Origin of the sequence: Paenibacillus sp. GYB006 (assembly GCF_036577645.1) — a bacterium.
In the GTDB taxonomy this organism is placed as follows: Bacteria; Bacillota; Bacilli; order Paenibacillales; family Paenibacillaceae; genus Paenibacillus.
The window spans coordinates 135,128-149,617 of the sequence record NZ_JARBDA010000007.1; the positions used below are offsets into that span (position 1 = coordinate 135,128).

13 protein-coding genes are annotated in these 14,490 nt (G+C 44.3%); 1 reads left to right on the forward strand and 12 read right to left on the reverse strand.

The features are described 5' to 3' along the window. Positions 1-23: 23 nt before the first annotated feature. Complete coding sequence (locus PV403_RS16870; protein WP_213529844.1) at positions 24-1,805, reverse strand: DAK2 domain-containing protein; 1,782 nt, start codon at positions 1,803-1,805, stop codon at positions 24-26. A 332-nt stretch (positions 1,806-2,137) separates the two neighbouring features. On the opposite strand from PV403_RS16870, the gene rpmB reads away from it, so the two are divergent. Next, positions 2,138-2,326, forward strand: coding sequence for a 50S ribosomal protein L28 (gene rpmB / locus PV403_RS16875; RefSeq protein WP_047910965.1), 189 nt, complete (start codon positions 2,138-2,140; stop codon positions 2,324-2,326). Positions 2,327-2,462: 136 nt separating this feature from the next. Here rpmB and spoVM read toward each other — a convergent pair whose 3' ends face one another. The 11 genes from spoVM to priA form a co-directional block, all read right to left on the reverse strand. Next, positions 2,463-2,540 carry a stage V sporulation protein SpoVM gene (spoVM, locus tag PV403_RS16880; RefSeq protein ID WP_091159225.1) on the reverse strand — a complete coding sequence of 26 codons (78 nt, stop codon included), beginning with the start codon at positions 2,538-2,540 and terminating at the stop codon, positions 2,463-2,465. A 168-nt stretch (positions 2,541-2,708) separates the two neighbouring features. After that, a complete protein-coding gene (locus PV403_RS16885) occupies positions 2,709-2,969 on the reverse strand; it encodes a hypothetical protein (RefSeq protein ID WP_160033586.1) in 261 nt (86 codons plus the stop codon). 2 nt (positions 2,970-2,971) lie between these two features. After that, the gene (gene rpe, locus PV403_RS16890) at positions 2,972-3,634 is read right to left on the reverse strand and encodes a ribulose-phosphate 3-epimerase (protein WP_213529846.1); all 663 of its coding nucleotides are present in this window, start codon (positions 3,632-3,634) and stop codon (positions 2,972-2,974) included. Between the two features lie 2 nt (positions 3,635-3,636). Continuing rightward, positions 3,637-4,548, reverse strand: coding sequence for a ribosome small subunit-dependent GTPase A (gene rsgA / locus PV403_RS16895; RefSeq protein WP_213530259.1), 912 nt, complete (start codon positions 4,546-4,548; stop codon positions 3,637-3,639). Positions 4,549-4,647: 99 nt separating this feature from the next. Then, positions 4,648-6,852 carry a Stk1 family PASTA domain-containing Ser/Thr kinase gene (gene pknB, locus PV403_RS16900; protein WP_213529848.1) on the reverse strand — a complete coding sequence of 735 codons (2,205 nt, stop codon included), beginning with the start codon at positions 6,850-6,852 and terminating at the stop codon, positions 4,648-4,650. Continuing rightward, positions 6,849-7,625: a Stp1/IreP family PP2C-type Ser/Thr phosphatase gene (locus PV403_RS16905; protein ID WP_213529850.1), complete on the reverse strand. Its 777-nt coding sequence runs from the start codon at positions 7,623-7,625 to the stop codon at positions 6,849-6,851. Before PV403_RS16905 ends, pknB begins: the two co-directional genes overlap by 4 nt. A gap of 14 nt (positions 7,626-7,639) precedes the next feature. Then, positions 7,640-8,680, reverse strand: coding sequence for a 23S rRNA (adenine(2503)-C(2))-methyltransferase RlmN (rlmN, locus tag PV403_RS16910; RefSeq protein WP_160033594.1), 1,041 nt, complete (start codon positions 8,678-8,680; stop codon positions 7,640-7,642). A gap of 286 nt (positions 8,681-8,966) precedes the next feature. Continuing rightward, positions 8,967-10,382: a 16S rRNA (cytosine(967)-C(5))-methyltransferase RsmB gene (gene rsmB, locus PV403_RS16915; RefSeq protein WP_442951770.1), complete on the reverse strand. Its 1,416-nt coding sequence runs from the start codon at positions 10,380-10,382 to the stop codon at positions 8,967-8,969. Continuing rightward, positions 10,379-11,341: a methionyl-tRNA formyltransferase gene (gene fmt, locus PV403_RS16920; RefSeq protein ID WP_213529852.1), complete on the reverse strand. Its 963-nt coding sequence runs from the start codon at positions 11,339-11,341 to the stop codon at positions 10,379-10,381. Before fmt ends, rsmB begins: the two co-directional genes overlap by 4 nt. 4 nt (positions 11,342-11,345) lie before the next feature. Then, entirely contained in the window at positions 11,346-11,837 is a 492-nt protein-coding gene (gene def, locus PV403_RS16925) for a peptide deformylase (RefSeq protein WP_160033598.1), read from the reverse strand. Positions 11,838-11,900: 63 nt separating this feature from the next. Then, on the reverse strand, positions 11,901-14,486 hold the full coding sequence (priA, locus tag PV403_RS16930; protein WP_213529854.1) for a primosomal protein N': 2,586 nt from the start codon (positions 14,484-14,486) through the stop codon (positions 11,901-11,903). Positions 14,487-14,490: the final 4 nt, after the last annotated feature.

Consider the following 14,490-nt stretch of genomic DNA (forward strand, 5'->3'; position numbering starts at 1 on the left):
AAAAAGGACCCCCTTATTTATGATCAAGCTTCAACCGAGAAGAGATAAGCATAGATTGGCTGACCGCCTTCGTGTACTTCAATCTCTGCATTTGGATATTCAGCAGCAAGCCATGATGCTAGACGCTCTGTATCTGCCTCATCGGCTTCTTCACCTGACAGTATTGTAATTACTTCATCACCGCTCTCAATCATCTTGCTCAGCAGCTGCTCACAAGTAGGAACGAGACCTTCCTCCGTAGCCACAATTTTGGAATCATGAATACCAATAAAGTGTCCTGCTTTAATCTCAAGATCATCGAATACCGTGTCTCTTACCGCATAGGTAACTTGACCAGAACGAACATGAGCTATGGCTTCTAGCATATTCTCTTCATTGGACTCTGCACTTTCATCTTCCTGGAAAGCAAAAGCAGCGGAAATCCCTTGCGGAATCGTCTTACTTGGAATGACGGTAACAAGACGCTCTCCTTCTAACAAATCTCTTGCCTGTTTAGCAGCAAGAACAATGTTAGAGTTGTTCGGCAGAATAAATACATGTTCTGCGTCGATGGAATGAATGGCTTTCACAAAATCTTCTGTACTCGGATTCATGGTTTGTCCACCGGATAGAACAATATCTACTCCAAGACTTTTGAATACCTCTTCGATCCCTTGACCAGAAGAAACAGCAATAAAGCCAAATGGTGCAAGTTCATCTGCCGGCGGTATTGACAGTTCTGGAGTAAGCTCTTGTTCCGTCGGAATATCCGCAAAGAGCCCTGGCTCTGCAGCAGCATCCATACCCGCTGTCAGCAAATCACGATGCTGTTCTCGCATGTTCAGGATATGAATTTGTGTTATTTCTCCGTATTGAAGCGCTAAGTTAAGTACATCACCTGGTGTTTTGGAGTGAACATGTACTTTAATGACTTCATCATCTGAGATAATAATGATGGAATCTCCATTTACTGACAACGCTTTCCTAAAATATTCCTCATCGAATGGCGTTCCCTGTGCATCACCTAACTGACGGTTAATGAAAAATTCCATATCGTAAAGGAACTCAATATCCTCAGTTTCCAGTCTAGCTTGCGCTGTGTCAGGAAGTTCACGATGAGTGGGTGGTGCAGTTGGCATCGTTTTTGCAACAGGAGCCGGCGGAGTCATTTCCTTAGCAGGTTGAACTTTAGAATCTGTTTGGGCAGTTCCGCCAAGTAAGTACTCCATAAATCCTTCATAAATATATACAAGTCCTTTTCCGCCGGAATCAACAACGCCTACCTGTTTAAGTACAGGAAGCATTTCCGGTGTTAAGGCAAGAGTTTCATTTGCTTTTTTTAATACTTCACTCATAAGTTCAGTAATGTCAGTGGTTCGACGAGCATAATAAGTCGCATGCTTTGCCGCTTCCTTGGCAACCGTGAGGATTGTACCTTCTACTGGTTTTACTACAGCCTTATATGCGGTATCCACACCGTTCTGGAGGGCAGCAGCAAATTGAACTGTATTCAGCTCCTCATATGGGGCAGCGTAACGACTGAAGCCTCGGAACAACTGCGACAAAATCACACCCGAGTTCCCCCGCGCGCCCATTAGCAGGCCTTTCGATAAAATCCCTGCACAGCTTCCAATGGAACTAGAGCTGTTTCTTTTAAGTTCGGCCACACCGGCACTCATTGTCAAATTCATATTTGTACCCGTATCTCCATCTGGAACAGGAAATACATTGAGGGAATTGACATGTTCAGCATGCTTATGCAATTGATCCGCTCCGGCTAAAACCATCGCGTAGAAATCTGTTCCATTTAAAGAACGTTTACTCAAGTGAGAATTCCCCTTCCTAGCTTGATGCGGGAGCTTGTTCAAAAAAAGGCAGTTGCCTTCGAGAAAAGCTCTAACATCCGTTGTTCCGCTGAGTAGTGACTCAAGCGACAGCGGTCTTTCCGCAGTATTATGGACTATACCTCATTGTACTATAATCATGAGGAGAAATAAATAAAGTTTTTGTTTATGTTGACTAAGCTTTTTCTTATATGATATTATATTTAAGTATTGTTTTATGCAGGTGTATTGGATTAAGTATGGCCAAATTTGGTCTGAAGTACAACCATTGACCTTGCGGATAACGGTTACTTTCAGAATAGGAGGTGTAATCTATGTCTCGCAAATGTTATGTGACAGGTAAAAAACCGGGTAGCGGTAACCATGTTTCTCACGCTAACAACCGTAACCGCCGTTCCTGGGGCGTAAACGTTCAAAAAGTTCGCATTCTGGTGGACGGTAAGCCAAAACGCGTTTATGTTAGCACCCGTGCTCTGAAAGCCGGTAAAGTAACTCGCGTATAATCTTAGCAACGTCTATAGAATACAAAGACAAAAAGCACCTCGCCTTCTGACTAGGTGCTTTTTTCATGTCTGGATTTCGGCGACCCTTCCTATGCCAGCTCTTCTCAGCGTAAAATGAACACACCTCAAGCCGATTTTATTTCTGGAACGTGTTAAGGATCGCTTTCACAAAACCTCCTAAAAATTTTGGAAGCTTAAACGTGTAGAATTTCATACTTAACCCTCCCCATCATCCTCATGTGCTCCACCTTTTATCGTGCAAGAAGCCTTCCTATTCGCTTTAGAATCAAAACCAGGATTATACGAAAAAAGGCTACATGAGAATCGCGCTCATGTAACCATATTTATGCAGGACACTGTCTTGCTATGCCACTAGCTTTGCTTAAACCTGCGGCGGATTCATTTTTATAAAGGTATATGCCGACCATAATAAGATAAATAACAAGTAATATACGGCGGTAAAAATAACAAAAGTAATGCGAATCCCTTTTCGCTCAAACTTACGGAAAAACCAAATCACAAGAATAACACCAAGAAGCGATACGACTGCATTAATAGGAGAAGGGAGTAATGCAAAGGAACCTAATAAGGTTCCCGTAACAAGACTAATAAGCGAAGTCCACATTGCTTCTTTAAAGGTCATTTTTATCCTCCGAGGCTTTGACGTATCTCAGTAATTGCTTCTGCACGATCTTCTCTTCCAAATACAGCACTGCCAGCAACGAGTACGTCGGCTCCTGCCTCCACTACAAGCGGAGCTGTCTCCTTCGTAATTCCTCCATCTACTTCAATATGAACGTCCGCACGTCCTCTTTCTCGCAACGAACTGCGGATTTCGCGGATTTTACGTAATGTGCCTGGAATAAATGCTTGTCCTCCAAAACCAGGATTCACAGTCATAACCAGCACCATATCTACGTCATCCAGAACTTCTTGTACATGAGCTGCAGGAGTGCCAGGATTGAGCGCTACGCCTGCCATGATGCCATGTTCCTTAATCATATGAATTACCCGGTGCAGATGAACACAGGCCTCCGCATGCACCGTAATCATACCTGCTCCTGCTTTTACAAAATCAGCAATATAAAGCTCTGGATTTTCAATCATTAAATGTACATCCAGCAGGAGACTTGTGTGTGGTTTAACTGCTTTTACAATCGGCGGTCCCAGCGTAATATTAGGAACAAAATGTCCGTCCATAACATCAACGTGGATCCAGTCCGCACCAGAAGCTTCTGCTTCTGCTACTTCAGCGCCGAGGCGTGCAAAATCTGAGGATAGGATAGATGGTGCGATTTTAATTGTCATAGTTAGTACCTCCGCTTTTTGTCCTTCATTTCTTCTAAAAATTGAACGTAATGATGATATCTGCTTTCTGCAATCATGCCATCTGCTTTGGCACGAATCACTTCACAGCCGGGCTCATGCGTATGTGTACACCCTCGGAATTTACATCCGCCTGAGTATTCACGGAACTCACGGAAACACTCTCCGAGCTCTTCTACACCGATCTCAAGGAAATCCAGCTGACTAAAGCCTGGGGTATCAGCAACAAAACCACCGTTATCGAGTGGGATCAGCTCCACATGACGTGTGGTATGTTTCCCCCGGCCAAGTTTCATGCTGATTTCGTTTGTTTCAAGAGTAAGTCCTGGCATCATTGCATTTAACAGCGATGATTTCCCTACACCCGATTGTCCTGAAAAAACACTGATTTCACCCGCAAGATGTTCCTTCAGTTCGTTAAAACCAAGTCCTTCCTTAGAACTTGTACGAATGACCTCGTAGCCGATTTTCTTATAGAGTTCAATAATTTCTTTGTATTTTTGTTCGCTTTTTTCATCCACCAAGTCACTCTTGGTCAGACATATGATAGCAGTAAGACCCGCCTGCTCAATGTGTACCAAAAATTTATCAAGCAGCTGAACATTCATTTCTGGTTCTTTTAATGAAAATACTAATACGGCAAGACGTGCATTTGCCATTGGCGGCCGGATCAATTCTGTCTTTCTGGGTAAAACTTCAGTAACGGTTCCTTCTCCATTTTCAGTAAGAACGTACTTCACTCGGTCTCCTACCAGTGGGGAGATACCTCTATTTTTGAAGACCCCTCGCCCCCGGCATTGAACGGAGGATTCCGAATCGATCGGAGCTCCATCCTCTCCAAGTGGCTTAACATAATAATATCCGCTTAATGCTTTAATAATAACTCCATCGAGCATGAATCCACCGTCCTTTATACATTTCATATTGCTACGGAATATAAGAACAGGCGCCTATTCGGCGCCTGAAATGAAGAGTGTATACTCATATTTCATCTATCACTCATCGCCATCCTCATCATCGGATGGATCTTCATCTCCCTGACCGTTACCTTGATCATCGTTCTTATCGTTACCGTTCTCTCCATTATTACCCTTATTGTCATTCTTCTCACTATTGTTCTTGTTTTCATTACCATTATTAGCCGTGGTATCTTTTTCTGGATCTACTGCAGGGGCACCCGGTCCTTCATCTCCTCCTCCGCCTTCTTCCGGCACAGAATTCGATTTGATCTCAGGAATTTCTACATTGCCGTTCTTAGCATCAAAGTATCCCACCTTGTAGGTATCCACAAGCTCTCCATCCCGATGAACCGTTACAAAACCATCACGATTAGGTGCAAGCACGAGCGGAACGGAGAAGGTCTGTGCTTTATTAATCGTTTTGGTACCCCACTCTTGATTTTCCCCTCGAGCATCTGTATACACGACTCGAACTTTACTGTTCTTCCCTTCCTCACTAGGTGCAATAAGGAATGCGAACGTATATTCAATTGTTTCCGGCGAATACCCGGTACTTACATAGATTGTAATCTCTGTACCTGGTGCAATGGAGGATCCCGCGTCTACAGGCCACTGCTGTGTAACTTTTCCTTTTTCTACTTGAAAACTGGACTCTTCCTTGATTTCAGCAAGTTTTAAGTTGTTATCTTCAATCAGTTTAACTGCTTCAGAACGCGACTTATTAATCAGATCAGGCATTAATATGAGTTCTGGGCCTTTACTGACGGTAAGAACAATCTCAGCTGTATCTGGATCAAATTCGGCCCCTGGCGCAATCGACTGACTAATGACCGTCCCTACAACCTCATCACTGAAACTTTCTTCTTTTTTGATCTGATTATCATTTTTTATATTAAGAGCCAGCAACTTTTGCACAGCATCTTCGTAATTTTCTCCCGTTACATCCACCATTTGTTCCTGGGGTTTTTCAGCACCAACGGTCAGGTCAATTAAGGAACCTTTTTTAACGAGACTGCCTTCTGGTTTACTCTGTTCAAATACAATTCCAGGATCGACTCCCTCTTTGTATTCTGCAATTACTTCATCGACTTCGAGTCCACTTTCCGTAAGAAGCTTTCTCGCCGCATCTTCGTCTAAAGAAATGACACTCGGAACAGGTACGTCAGGAACAACAAGCACCTTCTCTACATAAAAGACGACTCCAGCAAGGGCAATAAGGACAACGAGAGTTAATGTTACCCAAAAAGTTGCCCGTTTCTTAGATTTCTTATTTGGCTTAGCACTATGATCTGCAGGTTCCGGATCCATCCCAGATGTATCTGTGTTAACAGCAGTATACTGTTCTGGTTTGATAGCAGGAATGACTCGCGTTTGATCGATATCAAACTCATCATCAAACATCATCTTCGGTTCCTGAAGCCGATCAGGAAACAAACAAGTCTCAAGATCTGTCTGCATCTCAAGGGCTGATTGATATCGTTCATTTGGATCTTTACGCATCGATTTGAGAATAATATTTTCAACACTTTGCGGAATCAGCGGATTCAGAAGTCTCGGTTCCTCAAAATCTTCTTGAAGATGTTTAAGGGCAACGCTGATAGGACTTTCCCCTAAGAAAGGAAGCTGTCCTGTGAGCATTTGGTATAAAACAATACCAAGAGAGTATAGATCGGATTTCTCACCAGTCACTACCCCTTTAGCATGTTCAGGTGAGAAATAATGCACCGAACCAACGACCGAACCGGTTTGCGTTATTGTCGTAGACGTTACAGCCCGAGCGATTCCAAAGTCTGTCACTTTTACCCGGCCGTTTCTGCCAATCAAAATATTATGCGGCTTAATATCGCGATGAATAATCTGGTTATGATGTGCATGATCCAGTGCATCCGCAATCTGGCAAGCGATTCTTACCGCTTCCTCTACCTGCAGCGGCGCACGTTCTTTAATAATCTCGTTTAAGTTCTGTCCTTCAATATATTCCATTACAATGTAATGGATTTCGTCTTCTTGACCCACATCATAAATACTGACTACATTCGGATGGGATAAAGAAGCAGCCGATTGAGCTTCTCTACGAAAACGTCTAATAAATTCTTCATCATGTACAAACTGTTGGCGAAGAACTTTGATTGCGACATTACGGTTCAGCAAGATATCTTGAGCCTTATAAACCAAGGCCATGCCGCCCCCGCCAATGCGTTCTATTACTTCATAACGACCGCCAAGCTGATGTCCGATCATATGTTACCCCCCTGTTCCTTGCCGCTAGCTACCGCTAGGGGCATTTCAAAAAGGGCAACCGTTATATTATCATCCCCGCCAGCAAGTAGTGCCAGCTGAAGCAGTCTTTCCGCCCGTTCAGCCAGCAGAAGATCTGCTTGTCCGACAATCGTAAGGATCTGTTCACTGCTGACCATATTACTTAAGCCATCACTGCAAAGCATTAGTACATCTCCTGGTTCCATTTGGACGGAATAGAGATCTACATCTACTTCCTTATCTGTACCAAGTGCTCTCGTGACGACATTTTTAAGTGGATGAACTTGAACTTCTTCTTCACTGATCTGACCGTTTTTAAACAGCTCATTTACAAGAGTATGGTCCTCCGTGAGCTGTACTACTTTACGATCTGATATAAGATAAGCTCTGCTGTCTCCAATATGGCCTATAACTCCTGCCGAATCGCTCATCAGAACAGCAACAACAGTGGTTCCCATATTATGAAACTTTTCATTTTCTGCAGCCTGACGAAAAATTACCTCATTCGCATGCAGAATTGCATCGCTTAGCGCAGCTGACAGTGTCGATAAAGGCAGTTCAGTCTCAAGCCCGGACAGGTCCTGTGAGACGGTTTCTACAGCGAGACGACTCGCTGTATCCCCGGCCAGATGACCTCCCATGCCGTCCGCTACAATACCAAGAATATAACCTTGATCTAATTGGCGGACCCAGGCTGAATCTTCATTCACGGAACGAACCCGCCCTACGTGGCTGACATGTACTGTATTCATCACCTTCATCACTCACCTCATGCTTCCATGTGCTTGGCGCGCAGCTGTCCGCACGCTGCCGCTATATCGTGTCCTTGCTCTCTACGAATGGTTACATTAATGCCTTGCTCGGCAAGAATTCTTTGGAACTGGAATATGTCTTTACGTGCGGTTCTTACATATTTCCGCTCCGGCACATGGTTAACTGGAATCAGATTCACGTGACATATCATGTCTTTAATTACGCTTGCGAGTTCCTCAGCATGTTCAGGCTGATCATTAACTCCGCCGATTAGTGCGTATTCAAAAGTAATTCTTCGTCCTGTTTTTGCCTGATAATAACGCAAGGATTCCATCACATCATCAAAAGGAAAACGGCGGTTAACCGGCATGAGCTTGGAGCGTAATTTATCATTTGGCGCATGAATGGAAATGGCGAGATTAATCTGCGTGTCTTCATCCGCGAATTGATAAATATTAGGAACGATACCGCTTGTAGAGACGGTAATATGGCGCTGTCCGATATTAAGTCCTTTTTCATGAATCATCGTTCTAAGGAATTTCATCGTCTCGTCATAGTTCTCAAATGGTTCTCCTGTACCCATAATAACGATGCTGCTTACACGTTCGCCGCGCTCATCCAAAATTTGCTGAGAACGGACAACCTGAGCAATAATTTCACCAGCTGTAAGGTTACGTTTTAGTCCCCCGAGTGTGGATGCACAGAAAGTACAACCTACACGGCAGCCTACCTGCGTTGTTACACAAACACTATTTCCATAATTATGTTTCATGATTACTGTTTCAATTGCGTGATCATCATGCAGTCCGAATAGGAACTTAACGGTTCCATCTTTAGACTCAAATTTAGTAATTTCACGCAGCGTAACAAACTGGAACTGATCATTAAGTTTCTCACGCAGTGCTTTTGAGAGATTCGTCATCTCAGAGAAGTCATTTACACGTTTAACATAGATCCAATCGTATATTTGTGCAGCACGAAATTTAGGTTCACCATTCTCTTTAGCCCACGCTTCTAGCTCTTCGAGCGTGTAATCATATATAAAAGGCTTCGTCATTATTTTCAACACCTGTTCTTTCTTCTTAAATAAAGTATCGTAAAGCAAAACATCGTCATCTTATCATTCTACCCATTTTAACATATAATCCCGCATTCATCCATGAAAGCTGATGTTACAGCCTGTCATACATGAATATGATTTGCCGTGTACCAAGCTTCTTAAAAGCAACAAGAAGCCGCCTAAACCTTACGGTTTACAGCGGCAATCATTGATCTACGTATTAAAATCTTATAAAGCTTAGCAGACATCCGATAAGGATACAACATCCTTTTTTCTACACAAGCTATCCAAGACGTTTCAATCTGGCAATATAAAAACCATCACTGTTAAACTTCTGAGGAAGAATCTGAATTCCATATCCCTCTTCGGTAACACAGGATTTAACCTCTTCATTCATGCTCTCCGCAGGAGGAACGGCTGCATAATCAGGGTGTGAAGCTAGAAATTCACGGACAACCTGGTCATTTTCTTTAGGCTCTGTAGTACAAGTGCTGTAGACTAATATACCACCTGGCTTAAGAAGCTTGGACGCCCGGCTGAGAAGTTCACTCTGCAAACTGCTAATTGCTTCCACATCCTCCGGCGATTTCGCCCAGCGAAGATCCGGTTTGCGCCGAATGACCCCGAACCCTGAACACGGAGCATCAAGCAAAATCCGATCAAACGAAGCCTCAGGATAATACGTATCCAGATCCAAAGCATCGTGACAAACCGTTTCAATACTACTAAGGCCAAGCCGATCTGCTTGGTCCTGAATTAATTTGACCTTATGAGGATGAATGTCGTTCGCAATAATAGAACCCTGGTCCTGCATCTTCTCACCTATATGAGACGTTTTTCCTCCCGGTGCAGCACAGCAATCCAGCACGGTCATTCCCGGCTTCGGTTCTACTGCCTCGGCAACAAGCATTGAACTTTCGTCCTGTACAGACAACATACCATCTTTATACCAAGAGGTAAGTGCCATGTTCCCGCCGCTGGATACAATAATCCCGTCTTTGCTGATCAAGGACGGCACTACGATATGACCCGCTTCTTCCATCTCCTGCATTAATTTGTCGCGGGAAATCATGGTCGTATTGACACGAACACTGACTGGCGGCGCTTCATTATTGGCACGGCACATTGCTTCGGCTGTATGCTCTCCGTACTGGGCGACCCATCTTTTCACCAACCATTCCGGGTGAGAGTGCGTAAGGGCAATACGTTTAACTGCTGGTAAATCTTCTGGAACTTTTAACTGATCAAGATTCCGAAGCATGTTACGCAGCACCCCGTTCACCATACCTGAAATGCCTTGATGACCTTTGCGTTTCGCAATGTTTACTGCTTCACTGACTGCTGCATGATCAGGAATCCGGTCAAGGTATAGAATTTGATACAGACTAAGACGGAGCAAATTTCGAACCCAAGGGGTTAGTTTTTTTAAACCTTTCGCAACATAGGACTCCAGGAAATAGTCCAATGTGTTACGCCGAGCTATCGTTCCGTATACAAGTTCAGTAGCAAGACCTGCATCAGCAGGACTTAGATTTGCGCCTTTTAACACCTGATTCAAGAGCAGATTACTGTACGCTCCCTCTTCTTCCACTGCAGTCAAAATGTTCATCGCTGCTTCACGACTAGTTATATTCCGTTTCTTAGGTGCAGAAGGAGCCGACTGTTTCTTAATAGCCTTATGCTGCTCAGATGACTTCACTTCAACACCGTCCCTGCTTTGAGAGATCCGCCGCGAGCGAAATCAGAAGCTTGCATCACTTTTTTACCCGCAGGCTGTACTTCACGAAGCCATAACGAGCCATCTGAAGTCTTCACTTCAATACCAAGTTTAGATAAGGAAAGTACCGTTCCCGCTTCGGCTTTGTTTTGTCCGCTGGATGCATTTTTATACTCATCCGGCAATGCCAAAGGATTTACCGCTGACCATACTTTAAATACCTGCTCGTCCCACAGGGTGAAAGCCCCTGAATAAGGAACAAGACCACGAATTTGGTCGTAAATCTCCCTTGCAGAACGCGCCCAATCGATCTTCTCATCTTCTCTTGTCAAGTTCTTCGCGTAAGTTGCTTCCTCATCATTTTGCGGTATAGCCGTCACTTTACCGCTGATCAGGTTAGGCATTTCACGAATCAGCAAGTCAGATCCCGCTTCACTCAGCTTGGCGAACATCGTACCTGACGTATCTTCGTCCGTAATCGGAACTTCCACTTTGGAGATCATATCCCCCGTGTCGAGACCTTCCGCCATATACATCAGCGTAACTCCTGTAACCTTTTCCCCGTTAATAATCGAACGCTGAATTGGAGCTCCGCCGCGATATTTCGGCAACAGAGAACCATGTATATTAACACATCTGTACTTCGGCATGTCCAGAACAGCTTTAGGCAAAATCTGACCGAAAGCAGCCGTCACAATCAGATCCGGCTCCCACTTTGCAAGTTCTGCCACCGATTCTTCATCACGAAGACGGCGAGGCTGAAACACAGGAATCCCATGTTTCAGCGCAGCCTCTTTTACAGGAGTTGGGGTTAATATTTTTTTGCGACCTTGCGGTTTATCTGGCTGTGTTACTACGAGTTTTACGGAATACCCTTCCGCCAGCAATTTTTCAAGTGCAGGTACGGCGAAATCAGGTGTCCCCATAAAAACAATATTCATATCCTTACCCCCTGTTACTGCGATTCGGCAAATCTGCTCCGATTTCATATATTTTTTCAGCAAGATCTGTGAACAGAACTCCGTTTAAATGATCGATTTCATGCTGGAAAGCACGTGCAAGAAGACCGCTTCCTGTAATCGTAATTTCTTTACCTTCACGATCCAGTCCTTTTACCGTTACCGTCTCTGCACGGCGTACATCTCCGTTATAACCAGGAATACTCAGACAACCTTCGGGACCAAATTGCTCGCCTTCCTTGGATACGATCTCCGGATTAATCATTTTGATCAGACCGTGATCATCTCCTGTATCAATAACGATGAGACGTTTCAAAATTCCTACTTGCGGAGCAGCAAGACCTACCCCTTCAGCGTCATACATTGTATCGGCCATATCATCCAGCAGTTTTTGAACGTTTGGCGTGATTTTGGTAACTTCTTTCGCAACTTTACGCAATACATCATCAGGTTCTTTTACAATTAATCGAATTGACATCTTTATGGACACCATCCTATACGCTTATAAGTTATGTTTTATTCTATGATCAAACCGCTTGGCTTACATCAGCATTTGCGGATCAACATCTATACTAATCAGTAAATCTTTCCCTTGAAAATCTTGTTCCATTTGACGAGCGATGTCCTGAACAAGCCGGGTAGCATCGATATCACCACGCCATTTTACCATACATTGAAATCTGTATCTATTTTTCAGTCTCGCCATCGGAGAGGCTACCGGTCCAAGTACATCCAAAGCGTTAGCACTAAATTTATCTAGACTTCCCAGCATTCCTCGTTTCTGTGCCTGCTCCTTGAGCATCCTCGTGTAGTTCTCGGCAGCTCGCACAAGCAGCGGAAGCTGTTCATGTGAGAATGTGACGAGGATCAAACGGCAATAAGGAGGATACTGCAGAATCTTGCGATGCTTTAATTCTTCCCTAATAAAATGGTTGAAATCATGCTTGCTTGCATGAATGATAGAATAATGTTCTGGCGTGTAGGACTGAACAAATACTTCCCCAGGCAGTTGATGTCTGCCTGCTCGGCCTGCGACTTGTGTCAGCAATTGGAATGTTTTTTCCGCAGCACGAAAATCAGGTAAATTCAGCGCCGAATCAGCCGTAATTACACCGACGAGAGTGACATCTGGAAAATCAAGCCCTTTTGCTACCATCTGCGTTCCAAGCAAAATATCGGCTTTTTTCTCCCGAAAAGCTTTCAGCAGTTTTTCGTGTGATCCTTTTTCTGTTGTTGTATCTACATCCATACGGATCACTCGAACGCCAGGGAACAACTTCGCCAGTTCTTCTTCTACCCGCTGCGTACCGGTTCCAAAGTAACGGATATGTTCACTTCCACAGTCGGGACAAACCTCTGGTACAACTTCTGCATATCCGCAGTAGTGACACCGCATATTATTTGACCGCTGATGATAAGTTAACGAAATATCACATTCAGGGCAGGTTGCCACATAACCGCAGCTTCGGCACATCACAAAGGTAGAATAACCTCTTCGATTTAGTAGCAATACCGTCTGTTCGCCCTTTTCAATCCGCTCCGCAATCCCTTTATGTAGAGCCCGGCTGAACATGGAACGGTTGCCATCTTTGAGTTCTTCTCGCATATCTACAATGTGAACAACAGGCAGTTCATTACCCAGAGCACGCGTAGGCATCTCGAGCAGAACAGGAGCAAATTCATCATTGCTTTGGGATTTTGCAGCATAATAACTTTCCATTGAAGGAGTTGCTGAGCCAAGAATAACGACAGCTCCATGCTGACGAGCACGTTCTACAGCTACATCTCTTGCGTGATACTTCGGCGTTTCTTCTTGTTTATAAGAAGTCTCGTGCTCTTCATCAATGATAATGAGACCAAGGTGTTCAAAAGGGGCAAATACGGCGGAGCGAGCCCCAACGGCTACTTTTGCCTTGCCTTCACGAATTTTACGCCATTCATCGTATCTTTCCCCGCCAGAGAGTCTGCTGTGCATAACAGCGACTTGATCACCAAAACGCCCCTTAAATCGCTCTACCATCTGAGGGGTGAGTGATATTTCGGGGACGAGGACGATCGCCTGGCGATCTTGCTCTATCGCCCGCTGTATTGTCTGTAAATACACTTCTGTTTTTCCGCTTCCGGTTACTCCATGCAAAAGGAATACACCTTGTTTGCGCTCGTCCAATTTCTCCACAATCTTCTGATATACAGCCTGCTGTTCCAAAGTTAGAGGCAGCGGCTGGGTAGGTGTGAAGTGACGGCCCTTATAAGGATCACGAAACACTTCGACATCTTCAAGTACAACAAGCCCCTTATCCTCTAGACCCTTCACCGTACCCGCAGAGACCTGTAAGCCAGAGAGCACTTCTTTTAATGCCATGGGCAGAAAGGAGCTCATCTCCACCAAATAAGAAAGCACTTCTTTTTGCCTCTTTCCCTTAGCCGGAAAATCGGCAAGAGCAGCTTCTGCTTCCTCTAATGGGACCGCAAGGTCAATAGATCGCAACGTTTTTTTCTGCAGCTTATCCTTAATCGACTGGTTCTCTTGAAGCACACCCGTAAGAAGCAGTTCCTTAATAAGGTCAGCGTCTTCAGGGTAACGTTTACCTAAATGATCTAATGTGACTTGTTCCTTACTTCGAACATATCGTATAATTTCATTTTTCACTCTGAATGCTTCATTATCTTCGGGCAGATCAAATAATACGCTGTCCGTCTTGTCTGTAAGCCTAGGTACAGATGAATCCTTATCTTTAGTAGGATCTGCGGCGGATTGTTCCTGTGCCTCACTGTTGACAGAGATATAACGCTTGGCCTTTCCTTTGAGAGCCGTCGGAATCATGGCCTGCAGCGTAAGAATCCGATTGGAAGCATATCGCTTGCTCATCCATCCTGCGAGTTCAATGAGATCTGGTGAAAGCGGAGGTACAAGATCAAGTAATTCTCCAATTGGCTTTAACTTGAAAGTTGTGTTTGTATGATCCGCAATCGAGATTACAAACCCTTGAACTGTTCGATGGCCAAAAGGGACTCCCACCCTGCTTCCTACTTCAACCCAGCCTAAGAGGGATTCCGGAATTAGATAATCGAATTCGCGGTCAGTATCCTTGGCTGGTACATCCACGATTACTTTCGCGATCTTCAAGGGT

Bases quoted from the DNA above. Each gene is read 5' to 3' on its own strand.
- fmt (WP_213529852.1), bottom strand. From the start codon at position 11,341: ATGAATATTGTTTTTATGGGGACACCTGATTTCGCCGTACCTGCACTT.
- def (WP_160033598.1), bottom strand. From the start codon at position 11,837: ATGTCAATTCGATTAATTGTAAAAGAACCTGATGATGTATTGCGTAAA.
- rsgA (WP_213530259.1), bottom strand. From the start codon at position 4,548: ATGCTCGATGGAGTTATTATTAAAGCATTAAGCGGATATTATTATGTT.
- PV403_RS16885 (WP_160033586.1), bottom strand. From the start codon at position 2,969: ATGACCTTTAAAGAAGCAATGTGGACTTCGCTTATTAGTCTTGTTACG.
- pknB (WP_213529848.1), bottom strand. From the start codon at position 6,852: ATGATCGGACATCAGCTTGGCGGTCGTTATGAAGTAATAGAACGCATT.
- rlmN (WP_160033594.1), bottom strand. From the start codon at position 8,680: ATGACGAAGCCTTTTATATATGATTACACGCTCGAAGAGCTAGAAGCG.
- rpe (WP_213529846.1), bottom strand. From the start codon at position 3,634: ATGACAATTAAAATCGCACCATCTATCCTATCCTCAGATTTTGCACGC.
- rpmB (WP_047910965.1), top strand. From the start codon at position 2,138: ATGTCTCGCAAATGTTATGTGACAGGTAAAAAACCGGGTAGCGGTAAC.
- spoVM (WP_091159225.1), bottom strand. From the start codon at position 2,540: ATGAAATTCTACACGTTTAAGCTTCCAAAATTTTTAGGAGGTTTTGTG.